This is a genomic window from Runella sp. R0.1_18, from assembly GCF_057652155.1.
Map to the genome: position 1 here is coordinate 78,643 of NZ_JBYFCK010000014.1, position 21,072 is coordinate 99,714.

Annotated in this window: 17 protein-coding genes and 2 tRNA genes; 8 read left to right on the forward strand and 11 right to left on the reverse strand. The window is 44.6% G+C overall.

Annotation, left to right across the window (positions count from 1 at the left end; genetic code table 11):
• The first annotated feature begins 16 nt into the window (after positions 1–16).
• Positions 17–481 carry a group I truncated hemoglobin gene (locus tag AC23P2_RS21760; RefSeq protein ID WP_487775157.1) on the forward strand — a complete coding sequence of 155 codons (465 nt, stop codon included), beginning with the start codon at positions 17–19 and terminating at the stop codon, positions 479–481.
• 60 nt (positions 482–541) lie between these two features.
• On the opposite strand, the gene AC23P2_RS21765 is transcribed toward AC23P2_RS21760, so the two are convergent.
• Positions 542–1,744, reverse strand: a complete 1,203-nt coding sequence (locus AC23P2_RS21765; protein WP_487775158.1) for a class I SAM-dependent rRNA methyltransferase — start codon at positions 1,742–1,744, stop codon at positions 542–544.
• Between the two features lie 97 nt (positions 1,745–1,841).
• On the opposite strand from AC23P2_RS21765, the gene AC23P2_RS21770 reads away from it, so the two are divergent.
• Entirely contained in the window at positions 1,842–2,681 is an 840-nt protein-coding gene (locus AC23P2_RS21770; RefSeq protein WP_028525744.1) for a sugar phosphate isomerase/epimerase family protein, read from the forward strand.
• Positions 2,682–2,749: 68 nt separating this feature from the next.
• Here AC23P2_RS21770 and AC23P2_RS21775 read toward each other — a convergent pair whose 3' ends face one another.
• The 5 genes from AC23P2_RS21775 to AC23P2_RS21795 all read right to left on the reverse strand — a co-directional run bounded on the left by AC23P2_RS21775 (position 2,750) and on the right by AC23P2_RS21795 (position 8,535).
• Entirely contained in the window at positions 2,750–3,436 is a 687-nt protein-coding gene (locus tag AC23P2_RS21775; protein ID WP_487775159.1) for a SanA/YdcF family protein, read from the reverse strand.
• A gap of 12 nt (positions 3,437–3,448) precedes the next feature.
• Entirely contained in the window at positions 3,449–6,106 is a 2,658-nt protein-coding gene (locus AC23P2_RS21780) for a DNA gyrase/topoisomerase IV subunit A (protein WP_487775160.1), read from the reverse strand.
• A gap of 131 nt (positions 6,107–6,237) precedes the next feature.
• Positions 6,238–7,128 (reverse strand): oxygen-dependent coproporphyrinogen oxidase, encoded by an 891-nt coding sequence (hemF, locus tag AC23P2_RS21785; protein ID WP_487775161.1) that lies wholly within the window; start codon positions 7,126–7,128, stop codon positions 6,238–6,240.
• A gap of 8 nt (positions 7,129–7,136) precedes the next feature.
• The gene (locus tag AC23P2_RS21790; protein WP_487775162.1) at positions 7,137–7,853 is read right to left on the reverse strand and encodes a tRNA1(Val) (adenine(37)-N6)-methyltransferase; all 717 of its coding nucleotides are present in this window, start codon (positions 7,851–7,853) and stop codon (positions 7,137–7,139) included.
• Between the two features lie 49 nt (positions 7,854–7,902).
• A complete protein-coding gene (locus tag AC23P2_RS21795) occupies positions 7,903–8,535 on the reverse strand; it encodes a ribonuclease H1 domain-containing protein (RefSeq protein ID WP_028525749.1) in 633 nt (210 codons plus the stop codon).
• A 75-nt stretch (positions 8,536–8,610) separates the two neighbouring features.
• On the opposite strand from AC23P2_RS21795, the gene AC23P2_RS21800 reads away from it, so the two are divergent.
• Positions 8,611–9,642 carry a DUF6807 domain-containing protein gene (locus tag AC23P2_RS21800; RefSeq protein ID WP_487775163.1) on the forward strand — a complete coding sequence of 344 codons (1,032 nt, stop codon included), beginning with the start codon at positions 8,611–8,613 and terminating at the stop codon, positions 9,640–9,642.
• Positions 9,643–9,944: 302 nt separating this feature from the next.
• On the opposite strand, the gene AC23P2_RS21805 is transcribed toward AC23P2_RS21800, so the two are convergent.
• The 3 genes from AC23P2_RS21805 to AC23P2_RS21815 all read right to left on the reverse strand — a co-directional run bounded on the left by AC23P2_RS21805 (position 9,945) and on the right by AC23P2_RS21815 (position 11,283).
• Positions 9,945–10,736 carry an oxygenase MpaB family protein gene (locus tag AC23P2_RS21805; protein WP_487775164.1) on the reverse strand — a complete coding sequence of 264 codons (792 nt, stop codon included), beginning with the start codon at positions 10,734–10,736 and terminating at the stop codon, positions 9,945–9,947.
• A 277-nt stretch (positions 10,737–11,013) separates the two neighbouring features.
• A tRNA-Asp gene (locus tag AC23P2_RS21810) sits at positions 11,014–11,090 on the reverse strand.
• A gap of 116 nt (positions 11,091–11,206) precedes the next feature.
• Positions 11,207–11,283, reverse strand: a tRNA-Asp gene (locus AC23P2_RS21815).
• 175 nt (positions 11,284–11,458) lie between these two features.
• Between AC23P2_RS21815 and AC23P2_RS21820 the strand changes: the two genes are divergently transcribed.
• The 3 genes from AC23P2_RS21820 to AC23P2_RS21830 all read left to right on the forward strand — a co-directional run bounded on the left by AC23P2_RS21820 (position 11,459) and on the right by AC23P2_RS21830 (position 15,354).
• Complete coding sequence (locus tag AC23P2_RS21820; RefSeq protein WP_487775165.1) at positions 11,459–12,559, forward strand: Nif3-like dinuclear metal center hexameric protein; 1,101 nt, start codon at positions 11,459–11,461, stop codon at positions 12,557–12,559.
• A gap of 68 nt (positions 12,560–12,627) precedes the next feature.
• Complete coding sequence (locus AC23P2_RS21825; RefSeq protein ID WP_487775166.1) at positions 12,628–13,359, forward strand: zinc ribbon domain-containing protein; 732 nt, start codon at positions 12,628–12,630, stop codon at positions 13,357–13,359.
• A 156-nt stretch (positions 13,360–13,515) separates the two neighbouring features.
• Positions 13,516–15,354 carry an alkaline phosphatase gene (locus AC23P2_RS21830; protein ID WP_487775167.1) on the forward strand — a complete coding sequence of 613 codons (1,839 nt, stop codon included), beginning with the start codon at positions 13,516–13,518 and terminating at the stop codon, positions 15,352–15,354.
• On the opposite strand, the gene AC23P2_RS21835 is transcribed toward AC23P2_RS21830, so the two are convergent.
• Both AC23P2_RS21835 and AC23P2_RS21840 read right to left on the reverse strand, forming a co-directional pair.
• On the reverse strand, positions 15,334–16,464 hold the full coding sequence (locus tag AC23P2_RS21835) for a glycerate kinase (RefSeq protein ID WP_487775168.1): 1,131 nt from the start codon (positions 16,462–16,464) through the stop codon (positions 15,334–15,336). The genes AC23P2_RS21830 and AC23P2_RS21835 overlap by 21 nt on opposite strands.
• A 6-nt stretch (positions 16,465–16,470) precedes the next feature.
• Entirely contained in the window at positions 16,471–18,795 is a 2,325-nt protein-coding gene (locus AC23P2_RS21840; RefSeq protein ID WP_487775169.1) for a penicillin-binding protein 1A, read from the reverse strand.
• A gap of 184 nt (positions 18,796–18,979) precedes the next feature.
• Here AC23P2_RS21840 and AC23P2_RS21845 point away from each other — a divergent pair, with 184 nt between their 5' ends.
• Positions 18,980–19,615 (forward strand): TetR family transcriptional regulator C-terminal domain-containing protein, encoded by a 636-nt coding sequence (locus tag AC23P2_RS21845; RefSeq protein WP_487775170.1) that lies wholly within the window; start codon positions 18,980–18,982, stop codon positions 19,613–19,615.
• Positions 19,612–20,946 carry an ABC1 kinase family protein gene (locus AC23P2_RS21850; RefSeq protein WP_487775171.1) on the forward strand — a complete coding sequence of 445 codons (1,335 nt, stop codon included), beginning with the start codon at positions 19,612–19,614 and terminating at the stop codon, positions 20,944–20,946. The genes AC23P2_RS21845 and AC23P2_RS21850 overlap by 4 nt, the downstream gene beginning before the upstream one ends.
• The last annotated feature ends 126 nt before the right edge of the window (positions 20,947–21,072 follow it).

Sequence of the window (21,072 nt, forward strand, 5' to 3'; positions counted from 1 at the left end):
TAAATCAATTAAAACCATGAAAAAAGCATTTTTGTCTTTATCGGTTGCGCTTGTGTTCATTATGTCATCTTGTAAGAAAGAAGAAGAAGCAGCGCCAAAATCATTGTACGATCGCCTTGGTGGGGTAAGTGCAATTTCAGCAGTAGTGGACCAATTCATCACTAACGTAGCAGCGGATCCTAACATGGTTCGCACGTTTACGCCACTTCTTCAGGAAGTGCAGAAGGGAAATACAGCACGTTTGACCGCCCTTCGTAACAACTTGATTGACCAGATTGGTGAAGCCAGTGGTGGCCCACAAAAATACACAGGGAAAGACATGGTAACGGCCCACAAAGGGATGAAAATCACCGATACTGAGTTTAACTCATTGGTCAATGACTTAGTGATGGCCTTGAATAAATTCAATGTACCATCTACCGAGCAAAACGAACTTTTAGGTGTTTTAGGAGGCTTAAAAAGCCAAATTGTAGGCCAATAGTAGGGTCTGGTTGGGTAGTTGAGTATTACAGCAGGGCAATTTGCCCTGCTGTTCTTATTTTTACTCGACCCAAAGTACCAATCCTTTGAGATAACTGCCTTCTGGATGGAAAAGATTGACGGGATGGTCGGCGGGCTGCGTAATTTGGTGTAAAACCCGCACTTGGCGTCCTGCTTCGATGGCCGCAGCAACGACCGTGTTATAAAACAGTTCGCGATCTACTACTTGCGAACATGAAAAGGTAAACAATATCCCGTTTGGTTTTAGGTGCTTAATACCTTCTGCGTTCAATCGCTTATAGCCTTGTACGGCACGATGGCGCGCCGACATGCTCTTGGCGTAGGCTGGAGGGTCAAGAATCATCAAATCGTAAGTACCAGTTGTTTCTTTTAGAAACTTCATTACGTCTTCTGCATACGACTGGTGGTTTGTCGTCTCACCAAAATTGGCTTCCACATTGCGCTCCGTCAATTCAATCGCTTTTTTGGATGCATCCACCGAATCGACCGATTGTGCCCCTTCTGCCAAAGCATAAATTGAAAAACCACCCGAATAGCAAAACGCATTCAACACATTTTTTCCTTTGGCATAGCTTCCCAACAACCGTCGGTTATCGCGTTGATCGAGGAAAAAGCCCGTTTTTTGCCCCGTTTCCCAATCAATCAAAAACGTATGACCATTTTCTTTGACAGGATGCGGTACAGGACAAGTGCCAACAACGTACCCGTTTTGGGTAGTTTTGGCAAACTCATCGGGCAAGGTATCAGCGCTTTTATTATAAATGGCTTTCAAATCGCTGCCGTATAAATCCTGTAACGCTTGCGCCACCTCATCAAGCACGCGGTACATCCCAATCGAATGGGCTTGAATAACCAGCACCCCGTTGTAAAAGTCGATAATCAACCCAGGTAAACCATCGCCTTCGCCGTGTACCAAGCGGTAGCTATTGGTGATGGTGTCTTCAGTACTCCATTGAGTGGCAAACAACTGCTGGCGAACGGTCAGTGCTTTTTGCAACTTTTGTTTCCAAAAATCGACGTTAGGTACTATCTGCTCAAAACTGAACAATTTTACTGCAATGTTGCCATTGTGGTAGTGCCCCGTAGCTAAGTATTGGCCACGGCTGTCACAAACTTCAACGATTTCACCGTCAGTTGGTTGGCCTTTGATTCGGGCGATAGCGCCCGAAAAAACCCACGGATGAAACCGCCGTACGGCTTCGTCGCGATTGGGTTTTAGATATACAAGTGGAAAAGAATGCACGAAGATGATTATTAATTGAAAGACAAAAATACTTAGCACAATGCAAGTAGAAAGCACATTTTTCGTTTTTTTTCCTGAAACTAACCACCAATCACCAATGAATCGTCGCGATTTTTTGAAACAAACATCCGCATTAAGCGCGGGAATTGCCCTCACACCAAGTCTTTTTACTGAAGCGAAACCCATCAAAAAATTTGGAATTCAGCTTTACAGCGTTCGTGATTTGATGCCAAAAGATGCCAAAGGTACCATGAAAAAACTGGCCGAAATGGGCTATACTCAATTTGAAAGCTACGGAGGACCTGACTTTTTGTGGGGAATGTCGCCGAAAGAATGTAAAACATTTTTGGGCGATATGGGCGTCAAAATGGTAAGTACGCACTTTGACATGAACAAAGACCTTGACAAAAATATCGAGCGTGGCGCCGAAGCAGGCCTTAAATACATGCTTTGTCCCTATTTAGGCCCTCAAAAAACCATCGATGACTGGAAGAAAAAAGCAGACTTGTTTAACCAAGTGGGCGAGAAAGTAACCAATGCGGGAATGAAATTTGGCTACCACAACCACGACTACTCTTTTAAACCACTCGAAGGTCAAATTCCGCACGAGGTACTTTTAGCCAACACTGACCCCAAAAAGGTGATGTTTGAGTTAGACTTGTGCTGGATTGTGGCGGCGGGTCAGGATGCCGTTGAGCACTTCAAAAAGTATGGCAAACGCTATGAATTGGTACACATCAAAGACATGGTGAAAGACAGTAGCGGCAAAGTAACGCAGAAAGATTTGGGACAAGGCTCTATCGACTTTGTGACGATTTTGAAAGCGGCCAAAAAAGCGGGTGTAAAATACTACCTTGTAGAACAAGAACAATACCCTGGAGCGTCGATTGATAGCATCAAAGTAGATGCCGATTGGATGAAGCAACTTTCGATTTAATTGGCTTTAAAGTACAACCTCCCGAAAGTTTTGAACTTTCGGGAGGTTTAGAACTTTCGGGAGGTTGTTTATTCACCTTCTCTCACCCCCGCTTCGGGCCTTAGGACGTACACATCCAGCATTGCCTTTGGACGAGCTAAATATTCACGAAGCAATGTTTTTAGCGAATAGCCATCGGGGACATCTTGCGCGGCAAAACCAACCGCGTCCACCCCTTCGTGTTCGGCTAAGTAAAGCGCTCGGGCATTGTGAAAATTTTGAGAAATCACCGTCACCCGTTCTTGTCCATATATCTCACGACACCGCACTACGGAATCAAACGTTCGATAGCCCGCCGTATCGAGCAACATGACATCTTCAGGAATCCCCAATTTTGTCAAGGCTTGTTTCATGGCTTTGGGTTCGTCGTAGGTTTCCGCTTCCTTGTTGCCGCTCAAAATCAGGTACTTGACTTTTCCTTCTTTGAATAACAGCGCCGAAGCTTCCATGCGGTATTTAAAGAACAAGTTCTCTTTCCCACGAGCTACGTATTTGCTAGTTCCCAAAACCAGCCCAACGTCGTTGGAAGGCAGCGAAGAAACGTCAAAAAATACCTTATGGCGGGTAGTGAGCACCACAATCCAATTACACAACAACACTGCCACTACCACCCCAAATACCGACCACAAGCCTGCTTTGATGAGCTTTTTCATCAAAGAGACCCGCAAACGACGCGAATGGCGAATGGCGTTGATATGTAAAAAAGCGGTTTTCACATTGCTAGTTTTTTAGAATAGCCCCAGCTGCCCCGTCTCATCGGGGGCTGCGGGTGGGGTTTGTGGTGGGGTTTCGTCTTCATCAGACGGCGCGGCTATGTCAGGTTCATTTTCAACAATTTCTGGTTCGGCTATTTCCGCTTGAGTGGATTCCAACTGCTTTATTTCTTTTATTTTCAAAGCAGAAACCCGATTTCCCAGGGCTTTCCAGCCTCTTACCTCCACAAATTCGTCCAGAGTATATTGCTCAATTTGGTTTTCCGTTTTGCTCTTTTCAATCACCACTTCCATGCGTGGATGTACGTCCGTGGAGACAAAAACGATTTTAGACCCTTTGTTTTCACCAATAAACGAAAATTTCTTATCCGTGGTTGTCGTTTCTATTTTAAAACGTTTGGCAAAGTAATTTTTTTGTACCGATTCGTAATAAACTGCCGTAATTGGTTTTTCGGGAACAAATTTTTCCAAAAGCACCAACTCTTTGGGTTCGTAACGGTTGGTCAAATCAAAACTGGTAAGTTCGTACGAGCCTTCTTTGTAAAGTACCAAAATCAGGTCACCATTGTCAAAATTACCCAAATAACGCCCCCGATCGTCACGGTTTAATCGACCTAGCACTTCGTCGTACCACAAGTCAACGCCACCGAGTGTTGAGGCACCTGCCGATTTAAAGGCTATTTTACGCACGGGATACTTGGTCAGTACATTTCCCATGGCCGAGCGATTTTTGACTGCTAACTTAGAAAAATCAAAATCAAAAATTTTGATTCGGGCCGTACTTTGGGCCGTTAGGCTTACGGTAATTATTTCTGCTTCTCCGTTGTCATTGGCACTAAAATAGGTCATTTTCGACTTGTTTGTCCCCAACGACACGTCATATTCTTTGTCGCGCGTGATACCCGTTACAGCAAAACGTTTGGCATAACTCACCCCCGATTTTCCGTCCAAGTAGGTTACATTATAAATTTTACGCTCGTCGTTTTTCTTAAACACCGACACATAAAATATATCTTTCCCCACAAAAACCTTGTCGGCTACGCGCACCACTTTGTATTTACCGTCGCGGCGAAAAACAATGATATCATCGATGTCCGAACAATCCATGACGTATTCATCTTTTTTCAATCCATAACCAATAAAACCTTCTTCGCGATTGACGTACAGTTTTTGGTTCGCAGCCGCTACGACTGTCGCCGCAATGGTATTAAACGAACGAATCTCAGTACGACGCCCACGGTCTTTGCCGTATTTTTTGAGCAAATCTTTGAAATAATTGATCGCATAGCGCGTCAAATGAACGAGGTTATCTTCCACTTCGGCCAACTCCGCCTCAAGGCGTTTCATGGCTTCATCTGCCTTAAACGCATCGTATTTTGAAATACGTTTGATGCGCAATTCGGTCAGGCGAAGAATATCTTCTTCTACGATTTCGCGGTAAAAGTCATTTTTGTAAGGCGTTAACCCCGCATCAATCGTCTGAATAACCGCTTCAAAAGTTTCGCACTCCTCAATATCGCGGTAAATGCGATTTTCGATAAAGATTTTCTCTAACGAACTGTATAAAAGTTTCTCTTTTAGCTCAAATCGTTTGATTTCTAGTTCACGTTTGAGCAAATGAACCGTTTGGTCAGTACAAGTTTTTAAGATTTGAGAAACCGTCACAAAGTGGGGTTTCTCGTCGATAATCACGCAGGCATTTGGTGAAATACTTACCTCACACTCCGTAAAAGCGTACAAAGCATCAATGGTAATGTCGGGCGAAACGCCTGGAGCAAGGTGGATAACAATCTCCACGTCCCTTGCGGTGAGGTCTTCCACCGCTTGCATTCCCTTTTCGGGTTTTTTGATCTTAATTTTCCCTTCTTCGCTGGCCTTGATAATCGAATCCTTGATGGAAGTCGTGGTTGTTCCAAACGGAATTTCACGAATCACCAACGTTTTTTTATCAAGCTCTTCAATTTTGGCCCGCACGCGAATTTTCCCGCTCCGTAGTCCATCGTTGTAGTTGGTTACGTCCACAAAGCCTCCCGTTGGGAAGTCAGGATATAACGTAAACGGCAATCCTTTCAAATAGGCCATTGATGCCTCAATCAATTCCACAAAATTATGCGGCATGATTTTGGTCGAAAGCCCCACTGCAATTCCTTCTACGCCCATCGCCAACAGCAACGGAAACTTCACAGGCAACGTGACAGGCTCTCGCTTGCGGCCGTCGTAGCTCATTTGCCACTCGGTCGTATCTTCGTTAAAAATAACGTCGTTGCCAAACTTAGAAAGTCGCACTTCAATATAACGAGCGGCGGCGGCGCCATCCCCCGTTCGGATGTCTCCCCAACTCCCTTGCGTATCAAACACGAGGTCTTTCTGCCCCATGTTGACAATCGCTTCGTTGATAGACGCATCCCCGTGCGGGTGAAATTGCATGGTAGCCCCGATTACGTTGGCTACTTTGTTAAAGCGCCCATCGTCCATTTCTTTCAGTGCATGAAGAATACGGCGCTGCACAGGTTTCAGGCCATCCTCAATGTTAGGAACAGCACGCTCTAGAATTACATAAGAAGCATATTCCAAAAACCAGTTTTGGTACATATCCGACACCACCAACTGGTCATGGCGGGTGTGTTCATTGGGATTTTGGTCTTCGGGTAAAGTGTCGTTGATTTCGCTCATCGGTTCGTATTGAGTGCCACGTAATGATAGGTTTATTTCAACCTTTTTACCAAAATAGTCGCTCAATCGCTATTGGTAAATTACAATTTTTTAACACGTAAATATACAAAAAAATGTCCAAAAATCGCGTTTTATACCCACTCAATGCCTTTTTTTAGCATCGTAAGTGTGTATTCTTCGCGCGATTGGGAAACGGGACGATAATCATATTCCCAGCCCGCCAAAGGTGGCAAACTCATTAAGATTGACTCCGTTCGTCCACCCGTTTCTAGTCCAAATTTTGTACCACGATCCCACACTAGGTTAAATTCCACATAACGCCCACGGCGTACCAACTGCCACGCTTTTTCTTGCTCACTATACGGAATATCAGCATTTTTTTTCATCAATGCCGTATAAGTCGGCGCAAAGGTTTCGCCCACGGCTTTAACAAATCCAAACAACTGATTTTTATCGGCGTCGGAGGTAGGTTTTAAATAATCGAAGAATATTCCGCCCACGCCACGGGTTTCTTGGCGGTGAGGCAAAAAGAAATAATCATCTGCCCAATTTTTAAATTTTGGATAATAATTGACATCGTGGGCATCGCAGGTAGCTTTGAGTTGTTGGTGAAACCAGCGAGCATCTTCGTCAACGACGTAATGCGGCGTCAGGTCAATCCCTCCTCCAAACCAGCTTGTACCGTTGGACATCTCAAAGTAGCGAACATTCATGTGAATGATGGGAACCATCGGGCTCACAGGGTGCATGACAATCGACACCCCCGTGGCAAAATAATCGGCCCGCTCAGTGAGGTTCATTTGTTTCATGAGTGCCTCGGATGTTTGTCCTTGCACAGCCGAAAAATTGACGCCTCCTTTTTCAAGGATATTTCCCGCCTGAATCAAGCGCGTTCGGCCACCGCCACCGCCGTGGTGTTGCCAGAGGTCTTCATGAAACTTGCCTTTTCCGTCGGTTTGTTCGATGGCTGCACAGATTTGGTCTTGTAACTGTTGGAAGTAATCAGAAATCGTGTTACGCATTTTTTAATTTAGAATATCAAATAATAGTCCTTTAATAAAGTACGAAAACCCTCAGAATACTTACCATCTCCTTCGTGAATGGTAAGTTTCTCCAACTGCAATGGCTTATTTTGCCACTGGAAGGTCGTTATAAGTCGAAAAAGTGCTTTTTCTTCTCGTTGAAAAATTTGAAGCTGCTTGACAGGCCAAAGCCCTTTGCCCTGCATGAGTTCAGTCATTTTTTGGGTTTCAAGGGGTGGTAATAATACCACAAATCGGCCTTTTTTTTGGAGTAAACTAGCTACTGAATTGGCTAATTCGACCAAAGAAAGGCTTTCGGCGTGCAGCGCTTGGTTTTTAATTTCGTTGGTAGAAAGCAAGTGATTTTCAAAAAATGGGGGATTGCTGATAATAAAATCGTAGCCCTTTTCTTTGTTCCAATTTTGGAGGGCGGCTTTATACACCTGAATGCGTTCGGCAAAGGGACTTTGGCTAACATTTTCTTGGGCTTGCTCGGCGCTTGATTGCTCAATTTCAATGGCGTCGATGTGTAAATTTTCGTTCCTTTGCGCCAACATTAAGGCCAACACCCCCGTACCCGTGCCAATATCTAACCCTTTTTTCACCCCATCTACCGACGCATACGCCCCTAACAAACAGGCTTCTGTACATACGCGCAATGAACTACGGTCGTGCCAGACTGTAAATTGTTTGAATTTAAAATAGGGGTTTGAACTCCGTCCCATGGTGTTTTTGATAAAATTTTAGAATCTACTGATAACCAATCCACTCCAACTATTTACGACCAAAATCAGCGGGATTTTCTCCCCAATATTCCGTTTCCCACTTCACAATGGCGTTGGTATATTTATTTTTCGACAGCCATTCTTCTGCCCGCTGGAGCATTTCAAAGAGGGCTTTATTACGCGGCGTTACTTCTAATTTAGTATTGGCGTGTTTTTTCTTTATCCAACTCATGGCGGTTTTAGAATCCGTATAAATCGGCAAGTTGCTTTGGTGCTTTTGGAGATACGCCAAGCCATGAACAATCGCTAAAAACTCCCCAATGTTGTTTGTCCCGTCTTGAAACGGGCCTTGGTGAAAGAGTTTCTGCCCCGTGCGAACATACACCCCTTGGTACTCCATGTCGCCCGTGGCGGTATTCCATGCGGCATCCACCGCAATGCTTTCAGGGTTGGGTTTGCCCACATTGGCAGGGGCTTCTTTCAGCGCAGGCTTGGCTTTGCTAGGGGTAATAAACTCCCAATAACTTTTGCTAAGGGCAGCTTCTGCTTCCTTCAATGAATCGAATGACTTATATTTTGCTTCCGCAAAACCCTTGATTTGCGCCTCGCACTCGTCCCACTCCGTAAACACCCCTCGACGACGGCCTTCCCATACTACGTAAAATTTTCGTTTTTTTGCCATGCTACAAACTTAAAGAAAGTACGGGGTAAAAACGGAATCTCAACGCCTTTAGAAGGAAAATCCACTGTAAATTCTATGAAATTTCCTTTTTTAGCGGGTATGCTCGCGCTTTCTAGCCTGAGTTTTGCCCAAAAAGGGGTTGTCCTCACCCCCAACGAAACCGAAAAAAAAATCGATGTTACAATCGATGGTAAGCCCTTCACCAGTTATTTCTATCCAGGCCCTGATGTTTTAAAGAAAGCAGTTCTCTATCCACTGCTTACTGCCCAAGGTACTGAAATTACGCGCGGTTGGCCCATCAAACCTCGTACGGGTGAGCGCGTGGACCACCCGCACCACGTTGGGATGTGGCTCAACTATGAATCGGTTAATGCCCACGACTTTTGGAACAATTCCACCAAGGTGGACCACGCCAAACACACCTACGGCACCATCGTTCATACGGGAATCACCAAAATGAAAGGTGGCAAGAACGAAGGTACCCTTACCGTTACGGCCGATTGGCTCGACAAAAATGGCGGCTTGATGTTGACCGAAACCACAACGTATATTTTTAAGGGAGACGCCACCACCCGCACAGTTGACCGCATCACTACGCTAACTGCTAAAACCGAAGTAGTGTTTAAAGACGTAAAAGACGGCATGTTTGCCATCCGCGTCGCTCGTCAATTGGAACATCCTTCTACGGGGCCATCTGAATTTACGGACGCGTACGGCGTAGTCACCAAAGTAGCCACGATGGACAACACGGGTATTTCGGGCAACTACCGCACGAGCGAGGGCGTAGAAGGAGATAATGTTTGGAGTACACGCGGCCGCTGGTGTAATTTACGGGGCAAAATTGGCGATGAGACCATCAATATCGTCATCCTCGACCACCCAAAAAACGTGGGCTACCCAACTTACTGGCACGCACGTGGTTATGGTCTTTTTGCTGCCAATCCACTTGGACAAGCTATTTTCAGTAAGGGCAAAGAGAACCTAAATCTGACCCTTAAAAACGGCGAGTCCACTACCTTCCGCTACCGTACGGTAATTGCTTCTAAAAATTTATCGGATGGCGACATCAATAAAATTGCGGCTGATTTTGATTCGGTCAGACGATAGTCAGACCGAGTTACGACGATAGTCAGACTAAGAACTACCTAAATTTGAGTTCGGTCTGACTGTCGTCTGACCGAGTAAAACAACGATAGTCAGACTAAGAACTACCTAAATTTGAGTTCGGTCTCACTGTCGTCTGACCGAGTAAAACAACGATAGTCAGACTAAAAACTACCTAAATTTGAGTTCGGTCTGACTGTCGTCTGGCCGAGTAAAACAACGATAGTTAGACTAAGAACTACCTGAATTTGAGTTCGGTCTGACTGTCGTCTGGCCGAGTAAAACAACGATAGTCAGACTAAGAACTACCTAAATTTGAGTTCGGTCTGACTGTCGTCTGACCGAAAGTCAAGCGCTGCTATTTGTGGTTTGTAGGCCGTGGGTAAAATGGCATCCTTCAGCAGATGTTCCACCTTTAGGTACCTAAACAACTTGTAGGTAGCAATCACAGGTGCCAAAAGTGGAATTTTGCCAAGCTCCAAAAGCCGATTTACTCTTTGAGGAACAACTAAAGTTTGGGCTTGTTTGAGGATAAAAAAACGAACAAAACCCAAATGCTTTTCATACTGACGGTACAAATCAAGGGTAAAGTCGCTTGAAATCAGGTTATCGCGCAGATGCTCTTCGCGCATTTTTTCCCATTCTTCTAAAGTCGTAGGCAAGCCCCGAATGCCCATTCTAGCCCCTACCCGATAAAAAACCTCAAAAACTTCCCGTTTTTCGGCGAAGGTAAGTTTACGTTCCAGTACTTCATAAGCCCGAATGGAATAATCAATCAGCATAAAAAGCACATCGCGGTAGGCCCAATCAGGGATTTGAGCCCCCCTTTTTTGTTCGATCGCTCCGTGAATGGCCGCAATCTTATCAATGGCCGCAAGCGCTTGTTGGTCTTCGGCAAAAACGATTTGTCGCGCGTACTCCACCGTAGAGAACAACCGCCCCAGCGGGTCAGCAGGCAGTTTCCCCGTAAAATAAAGCCAATCAACGGCCTTATTGAGCGCAAACTCCGCCGATGCTCCCGCAAAAATAAAAAGGATGGTATCGGCTTTCCCCCAAATCTGCCTAACAATCGAATCTGGTTTGACGAAGTAGTTCATTTTAAGTAAAATAAAAAGTACTTTTATTTACAAAGTAAAATAAAAACACCAATTTTGTCAAGGAGTAATTGAATAAAAGACACAAGAAGTTTCACAAAACAAAAAAAGCCCAGATTTCTCTGAGCTTCTTGCTTTGTGTTGGCGGTCCGGTGGTACGGCACACTGGCGGGGCTCGAAGCGAAACGTCGCACTGCCACAATTCCATACGTGACAGGCATTTTTAAAAACTGCTTAAAACAAAAAAAGCCCAGATTCCTCTGAGCTTTTTGCTTTGTGTTGGCGGTCCGGACGGGACTCGAACCCGCGACCCCATGCGTGACAGGCATGTATTCTAACCAACTGAACTACCGGACCAATATTTTTTGTCTTTGGTAAACGCTACGTGACAGGTATCTATTCTAAACAACCGCCAAACGCTTTGTGAACTACCAGACCCAAATGTACTAAAGAACGAAACACTTACTTTGTGTTGGCGGTCCGGACGGGACTCGAACCCGCGACCCCATGCGTGACAGGCATGTATTCTAACCAACTGAACTACCGGACCAAATTTTAAATTTTTGTTACTTTTTGCGTTTTGGTATCGCTGAAAGTGGTGCAAAAGTACTATTTTTAACTTTCAATGCAATACTTTTGCCAACAAAAAAACAGACTTTTTTTTGAATTATTTTCAATTTTTAAGGCATAATTCTGATTTTTAAATAGTTACAAGCTCAAAAAAAATGACAAAAATTAAAGACATTACTCACTTTTTAGAAACCATAGCCCCATTATCCTACCAAGAATCATACGACAACGCAGGTCTCATTGTGGGTAACCCTACCGCCTCCGTTACCAATGTGCTCGTTTCGCTCGACTGCACAGAGGCCGTCGTCGATGAAGCCATTGACAAAAACTGTAATTTGATTGTTGCCCACCACCCCATTGTATTCAAAGGGTTGAAAAAATTCAATGGGCGAAACTACGTCGAGCGTACGGTAATCAAAGCCATTAAAAACGACATTGCCATTTATGCCACACACACCAACCTCGACCACGTGGTCGGTGGCGTCAATTTTATGATTGCTGAGCGCTTGGGCTTACAAAACGTTCGCGTTTTAGCCCCTAAAAAGGATTTGTTAATGAAACTTGTCTTTTTCGTTCCCGTCGAAAACGCGCAATCGGTCGTCGATGCTTTGCACAACGTCGGTGTCGGACAAATCGGGAATTATGACCATTGTAGTTTTAGCGTAAATGGGACAGGCACTTTTCGCCCCAACGAAGCAGCAACACCGTTTATCGGCAATGCTAACGAAATAGAAAACGTGAGCGAAAGCCGAGTTGAGGTCATTTTCCCCGCTTATTTGGAAGCAACAGTGATGCGAACGCTCAACGAAACCCACCCGTATGAAGAGGTGGCGCACTATCTCACACTTTTGCAAAATACCAATCAAGAAGTAGGTGCAGGGGCAATTGGTCTTTTGTCAGAAGGCATTGCAGCTACCGATTTTTTGGCCTATTTAAAACAAAAGATGCAACTAAATGTCATTCGGCATACCGCCATTTGTTCCCCAATTATTCAGAAAGTAGCCGTTTGTGGAGGCGCAGGAGGATTTTTGTTGAACGACGCTGTTCGCCAACAAGCTGATGTTTTCATCTCTGCCGATTATAAGTACCATGAGTTTTTTGATGCCGATGGCCGCATCCTTATTTGTGATATTGGGCACTATGAAAGCGAAGTTTTTACAAAAGAATTATTGCAACGATATTTGTCGAAAAAATTCATTAATTTTGCGACAATTTTGTCGGAAACTATTACCAATCCAGTAAATTACTACGTGTAAGGTGTCGGTTATCGGACGTAAAGAATGACATTCTAAACTGAAATAACCACACTTCAAACCCAACAAATATGGAACTGACCGTCGCGCAGAAATTAGACTTATTGCTCAAATTGCAGCAAATTGACTCCGAGTTGGATGACATCAAAAAAATACGCGGCGACTTGCCCGAAGAAGTTCGTGATTTAGAAGATGACATTGCGGGGTTTGAAACCCGTATCGGAAAGTTCAACAACGAAATCAGTGTTCTTGACGAAGAAATTAGCCGCCATAAAGCGACCAAGAAAGACGCTGAGAAGTTGATTGCTCGTTACAAAGAACAACAGATGAACGTTCGTAACAACCGTGAGTACGACGCCATCACGAAAGAAATGGAACTTCAGACGCTTGAAATTGAACTTGCCGAAAAGAAAATGCGGGAAGCTGAATACAAAATCAAAGCTAAGAAGGAAGAAATCGCAGGAACTGATGCTCTTTTGAAAGAACGTCGCGAAGATTTGAAAGCGAAAAAACAAGAGCTTGATACCATCACTTCTGAAAGCCACGAGGACGAGAAGCAGTTGTTGGATCAGCGCGAAGCCCAAGCCCAAAAAGTGGAAGAGCGTTTGTACAAATCGTACACAAAAATTCGTAACAATTCCGAAAACGGATTGGGCGTAGTAAAAGTAAAACGTGGTGCTTGTGGAGGCTGTTTTAATGTAGTTCCTCCTCAGCGTCAGGCAGATATTCGTGAAAAGAAAAAGATTATTGTTTGTGAACACTGTGGACGTATCTTCGCAGATGTTGACACTGAGTACAAATAGTTTATTGTACTTTTCTAACACAAAAACGCTTTGGTAACGATACCAAAGCGTTTTTGTGTTTATGAGCATTCATAAAAATTCACACTAACATAATCGCTTGTAGTCCAAATAGTCTGTTTGATTGTATTACTATTGTTGCCGCACTAAATTTTATTTATGAAAACTTCGTTTTTTGGCCTTTCATTATTGTTGGCAGGTTTTGTTCATACCAACCTTCATGCACAAATCAACTACACGAATGCCAACATCCACTCCCACAATGATTATCAGCAAGCAAACCCATTTTGGGGGGCGCATACGCTTCAATGTGGCTCTATCGAAGCTGACCTTTATTTGCACAATGGAGAGCTGGTTGTGGCACATTTACCCTCGGAAGTAAAACCCGACCAAACACTCACAAAGATGTATTTACAGCCTTTGCAACAACAGCAAAAGGCGGGGAAGGGTTATCCTTTCCAGTTTCTCATTGACCTTAAAACGCCTGCCTCTCCTACGCTCGATTCGCTGGTGAGTCAGCTGAGTCGCTACCCCGAACTTTTTGGCGAAGGAAAAAACGCGCGGGTGGTCATCAGTGGCAGTATGCCAACTCCTGCCCAATTCGCCAACTACCCTTCTTGGATTTCATTTGACGGACGTTTTGAACAAACCTACGATGCCGCAGCCCTCAAGCGTGTTGCACTCATTAGTGCGCCGTTTACACTCGTATCTCGTTGGGATGGCAAAGGGCTTTTCCCCAAAGAAGACCGCGAAAAAACAGTTGAATACGTCACGCGGGCGCATCAACAAGGGAAAAAAGTCCGTTTTTGGGGCGCTCCCGACAACGAGGCCATTTGGAAAGAACTCACTGCCCTTGGCGTTGACTGGATTGGTACTGACCGCCCACAGGTATTATCTGATTATTTCAAAAACAACAAACCAGCTGATAATCAACATACTTACCCATCATCACCTTATACGGTGTACCAACCTACTTACCGTAGTGATGGTGCTTCAAAAACACCCAAAAATATTATTTTTTTAATCGGTGATGGAATGGGGCTTGCCCACATGCAGACGGGGTTGGTCGCTAATCACGGTCAGCTTCACTTGGCTTTGTTCAAACGCCTAGGTTTGATGCAAACCCAACCTGCGGAAGGCTATATCACAGATTCGGCTGCGGCTGGAACGGCTTTGGCCACTGGGCATAAAACCAAAAATGGTACCATAGGCATGGATGCGACCTTGATGGCACGACCTTCGTTGGCGGTTGTTGCACGACGCAATGGCAAAAAAACGGCGGTTATTTCTTCGGGTCCCATCACCGATGCCACTCCTGCCGTTTTTTATGCCCACCAACCCAAGCGTAGTATGCAAGAAGAAATTGCGGCAGATTTTCTAAAAGAGCCTACAGATGTATTGGCAGGTGGAGGTAGCAAATATTTCTTTGAGCGCAAAGACAAAGCAAATTTGGGCGATTCATTAGTGGCGCGTAATTACTCCGTTATTCGTCGGTATGCCGATATTACTTCTGAAACAAAAAAAGACAAATTTGTGGTTCTTGACGACCAAGCGGGGCTTTCGATGGAAAAAGGACGGGGAAATTTTCTGCCTTTAACCGTGGGAGAAACGGTCAAACATTTTAAGAAAAATGCCCCAAAAGGCTTCTTTATGATGGCTGAAGGTGCTCAAATTGACTACGCTGGACACGCCAACAACGTCGCATACGTGATGAATGAAGTCCTTGATTTTGACCAAGCTGTAGCAGAAGCACTCCGTTTTGCCGACCAAGACGGGCAAACGCTTGTTATCGTAACGGCCGACCATGAAACTGGCGCCATGGCCCTTACGGGTGGTAGCGAAAAAGATGGAATGTTAAAGGCAAATTTTGGTTCAAAAGGCCACTCAGGCATCATGGTTCCTGTGTATGCCTATGGCCCTCAATCGCAGTTATTTGGAGGAATTTATCAGAATACCGAGCTTTCTGATAAAATAAAGTTATTGTTGGAGAAGCGTTAATAACGACACCAACGAATGTGAGGTTTCCTTCACTCCCTGATAGGCGTATTCAATCGCCTCAGGGAGTGCCATTGGGCGGGGCAAAATTGACCTTGCATACGAAAGTCCCAACGACTGTATGTCGTGGGTAGTCAGTAAAAGGGTTCCACACAAGGCTATCACAGGAATATTTCTTTCCTTGGCTGCCCTGGCAATCCCTGCAATCAACTTCCCTTGCAGGGTTTGTTCATCCATTTTTCCTTCCCCAGTCAATACCAAATCGACGCCTTCTAGTTGTTCTTCAAAGTGCGTCTGTTCCATCACGATTTTGACGCCTTCTTTGAGATTAGCCTTGAGAAAAAATAAAAGCCCAAACCCTAGACCACCTGCCGCGCCAGTACCAGGTTGGTGCGCCAAATCTATCCCAAAATCGCGTTGAATAATCGCTGATAGGTGTTGTAATCCAGCATCTAAGGTTTTTACCGCCGCCTCATCCGCCCCTTTTTGGGGGCCATAGACATACGCTGCTCCTGCGGGTCCAAAAAGTGGCGCAGTTACGTCACAAGCTACGTCGATGGTTACGTCAATTAAGGGACTTTCAGGCGGGATAATTTGTTGAATATGAAGTAAGTTTTCGCCGATAGGCGCTAGTTCATTGCCTGTTTTATCGCAAAAACGCCACCCAAGTGCCGCCGCCATTCCAATACCAGCATCGGTAGTGGCGCTTCCTCCAATCCCCAAAATAATGTGTTTGGCTCCCGCTTCAAACGCCTTTATTATTAACTCTCCAGTTCCGTAAGTGCTTGTTTTTAAAGGATTTCGTTCTTCCGAACTAAGCAATTTAAGCCCCGAAGCACTGGCCATTTCGAGAAAAGCTGTTTGACGATTGGGAGTCATCCCAAAATTCGCCCCAATAGGACGCCATAGCGGATCCATCACTTCCGTTTCTACAAAAAAACCACCCGCATCTTGGGTTAAAATTTCTGCCGTACCCTCTCCCCCATCCGCCATCGGAATCGCAATTACCTCCGCAGTTGGGTTTGCAGCCAAAATACCATCACGCATGGCGTTACAAACGTCGAGCGCAGTCAGCGAACCTCTAAATTTATCAGGGGCTAAGAGGATTTTCATCAGGGTTTAAAACAGAATACTTTCATCGTCGGTTACCCTTGGCCGCATGTAGGTGTTGAGGGTGTCCAATTTAGGGCCACCGCACCCCAAATTCGTTTCCATGCCATCGGGTTTATAGAAACGCTCGCGACGATACGGCGAACGCTCGTTGCCTGCCAAATCAGGGTCTGCATATATTTTTTGCATATAAAGTCCCCAAGCAGGCATCGCAATCCGCGCCCCTTGTCCCAGCGCCATCGTCGTGAAGTGAACGTGGTTATCTTCACCACCTACCCAAACACCCGTTACCAAATTAGGAGTCATCCCCATAAACCAGCCGTCGGTATAGTCGGAGGTCGTACCAGTTTTGGCAGCAATGTCATTGTTTTCTGAAAGTCCGTATTGGGTACGAAGACGCTGCGCTGTTCCCCACGGATCTTCAACGGCACCACGCATGATAAACAACATTTGATACGCCATGCTTGGGCTAATCACCTCTTTTTCATCGACAGGAAACTCTGCCAACACTTGACCTTCTTTATTTTCGATACGGGTTACAAAACGTGGTTGAACGTGTTTTCCACCGTTGGCAAAAGTCGAATAAGCATTGACCATTTCAAAAACAGATACGTTGGGTGTTCCCAAACAAATGGTTACTTCGGCAGGAATCGGGCTTTTTATCCCTAGTTTATGAGCATATTCGACCACTTTTTTAGGCCCTACCATGCTCATCAACCGCGCACTAATGGAGTTGACCGATTTGGCCAGCGCTTGGCGCAGGGTAAGTTCTTGACCCGAGAAAGAGCCCGTTGAGTTTTTAGGGCACCAATCACCGATACAAACCTGTGCATCACGAATGGTTGTACAGGGCGTCACAAAGCTTTCATTGATGGCCGAACAATACACAAACGGCTTGAAGGTAGAACCTGGTTGGCGCTTTCCTTGATATACTTGGTCGTACTTGAAGTGTTTGAAGTTAATCCCTCCTACCCACGCTTTTACATCACCGTTTCGCGGATCCATCGAGACCATCCCGATGCGCAAAAACTTATTGTAATACTTTATCGAATCCAATGGACTCATAATCGTATCACGGTCGCCTTGCCACGAGAAAACCTTCATTTTGATAGGTTTGCGCAGTTCTTGCCAAATTTTCACCTCATCATCTCCATACACTTTCTTTAATTCGCGGTAACGCCAGCTTCTGCGTACTGCCCGTTTTTCAAAATAAGGATCGGGCGCATAACCACCGTTTGTGCCTTTCACAACCCAAGGGTTCATTTTAAGCTCTTTGAAGTGCGTAAAAAACTTGGTCTGTTGATCGCGCATGTGTTGGTCGGCGGCTTGTTCGGCATAGTTCTGCATTCTTGAATCAATCGTTGTATAAATACGAAGTCCATCGCGGTACAAGTCATAATCAGTGCCGTTTTCTTGGTTATATTGTGTCAACCAAGTTTTCATCCAATCACGAAGCACTTCACGGAAATAAGGAGCAGGCCCTGTATTGTGGTTTTCGATGTAAAAATTGAGGGCAAGTGGTTTCAGTTTATTTTGGGCAAATTCCTCCACCGTTAAGAAACCATATTTCATCATTTGCCCCAACACCACATTACGGCGCTCCAACGCCCGCTCTTTAAACAAACGAGGATTAAAACGAGAAGGGTTTTGCAACATCCCCACCAACAAAGCGGCTTCGGGAAGATCGAGGTTCCAAGGTTCTTTTTTGAAATATGTCTTTGCAGCGGTTTTAATCCCATCAGCGTTGTTACCAAACGACACCGTGTTTAGGTACATCGTCATGATTTCTTGTTTGGTATAATTCCGCTCCAAGCGCACCGACAATATCCACTCTTTGGTTTTGGCAATAACAGTTTTTATAATCGGTAAATCTCCCAATGAACCTTTGTATTTGTCGCTGCGGGTTTGAAACAAGTTCTTGGCCAATTGTTGCGTAATTGTACTCCCTCCTCCTGTTGTACCTTGGTCGCTTGACACGAGCCCTTTGAATACCCGAAACATAGAACGGGGGTCGATGCCTGAGTGTTTCACAAAACGCGCATCTTCGGTAGCGATAAGCGCCTTTACAAGGTTAGGGGAAAGTTGATCAAACTCAACAGGCGTCCGATTTTCAATAAAATATTTTGAGAGCGTCTGCCCGTCGGCCGAAATGATTTCCGAAGCTACTTGACTTTCAGGATTTTCGATGGCTTTTAATTCAGGCATTCCCCCAAAAAGCCAAAAGAAATTAAAATAGACTGCTACCAAGTACAAAACAGCGCTTCCGATAATAACGGCAGCCAATTGCCAAAATCGAATAATAGGTTTACGGTACTTTCCGTTCAAAAATGCCATAGTAGATGCTTAAATAATACGCCTCAGAACGCAATTATACGGTTTTTAACTGTATTTTTTTTATTATCATGCAAAAAACGTGCAAAACTCGACATGTTGTTTTGCAAAACTAAATACCCGCTTTTACCAAACCTTTTTAGGGCACAGTTCGTTGTTTAATGTGTATTTAGATTGACTACATATCATGGAAAAAGCCGAAAAAATCCGTAAGTCGTATATTGATTATGTCCTTGAAAACGGACAAACCCCTGCTTCCTTTTATGCTTTTGCCAAAAAATTAAAAATGGCAGAGGCAGAACTCTACGAATTTTACACGTCGTTTGAGTCTATTGAAATGGATGTGTGGAAGTCTTTTTTTGACCAAGCCCTTAAAACTACCGAAACTGACCCTACTTACCAAGGGTATAGCGTTCGCGAAAAGCTTTTGGCATTTTATTATACATGGGTAGAAGTGCTCAAGGCCAATCGAAGCTTTGTTTCATATAGTTACCGAAAACTTCCTCAGCCCGTCGCGGCCAAAAATCCCCAAGAGCTTCGTCTTTTTAAAGAAGCCTTTTTGACTTTTGCGAATGATTTACTGTACGAAGGGCGCGAAAGTAAGGAAGTGATTGCTCGTCCCTACATTGCCAATAAATATCCCGAAGCTGTTTGGCTTAATACCCTCTATATTTTAGACTTTTGGATAAAAGATACCAGTCGAAATTTTGAATTAACGGATACTGCCATCGAAAAAACGGTGAACACAGGCTTCGATTTAATGGGGCGTTCGATTGTAGATACCGTAGTTGACTTAGCAAAATTCATGTATCAGAACCGATGAAAACACAAGATAGTATCCCCACCTCCAAAGTGGCGCGGGCCACTCAGTTTCTAAAAACAGGGGCAAAAATTGGCGGAAATTACCTGAAGTACAACGTCAAAAAAATAATTGACCCCACTACGACTCGGGAAGAATTGCACCAAGACAACGCCACCGACGTCTATGAGTCTTTGAGTGAATTGAAGGGTTCGGCCTTAAAAGTAGCCCAAATGCTCAGTATGGATCGCAGTGTTTTGCCCCGCGCGTACGTCGATAAGTTTCAAATGTCGCAATACTCTGCGCCGCCGTTGTCGGGGCCGCTGGTCGTGAAGACATTTAGGAATTTCTTTGGCAAAGCTCCGCACGAACTCTTCGACCAATTCGACATCAATGCAGCCAATGCAGCTTCTATTGGGCAAGTACACCAAGCCTCAAAAAATGGGCAAAAACTGGCCGTCAAGGTACAATACCCAGGCGTAGCCGATAGCATCAGCTCAGATTTGAAAATGGTCAAACCCATGGCAGTGACCTTGTTTGGCCTCAATGAAAAAGACGTAGAACGATATACCGAAGAGGTAGAAACCAAACTTTTGGAAGAAACCGACTATGACCTTGAATTGCGTCGTTCGGTGGAAATTTCGGAAGCGTGTAAACACATTGATGGACTCATTTTTCCCAAATACTACCCCAACCTTTCGGCCAAACGGGTTTTGACAATGGACTGGTTGGACGGGTTTCACCTCAAAGATTTTCTCCAAACAAATCCCTCTCAGGAGGTTCGTAATCGGATTGGACAGTTACTTTGGGATTTTTATGACCACCAAGTACATAGCCTGCGCCAAGTTCATGCCGACCCACACCCTGGCAATTTCTTGATGCGCGCCGATGGCACAATGGGCGTCATTGATTTTGGTTGTGTGAAAGTCATTCCTGATTACTTTTACGACAATTATTTTACGCTAATCAATCCTGACACGCTGGATGATGATCCGTTGATTGAAAAAATCTTCTATAACCTCGAATTTTTGGTCAAAGAAGACAAACCAAGCGAAAAAGCCTTGTTTAAAGATTTGTTTAAACAAATGATTGTGATGTTGGGCAAACCTTTTGCCGTCGATGAATTTGACTTTGGCGACCATACCTATTTTGATTCGGTCTATGCTTTTGCCGATGAACTGGCCAAAGTGGAAGAAATCAGAAATTCAAAAGTAGCGCGTGGTTCCAAAGATGGCTTGTACATCAATCGCACCTATTTTGGACTCTATTCGATGCTGAACGAGTTAGGCGCTAAAGTTAAAACCACCCGTCCTGATTGGCTACGAAGTAAGAAAGAAATGGCGCTTATGTCATAACCATTCACAAAAAAGCCATTGACTAAAGTTCAGTGGCTTTTTTGTTTTTTCTAGTTTCAACGTTTTTATATCCTCCACCAACTGCTTGATTTCCAGAGGAAGTGCACCATTTACCACCACTGAGCT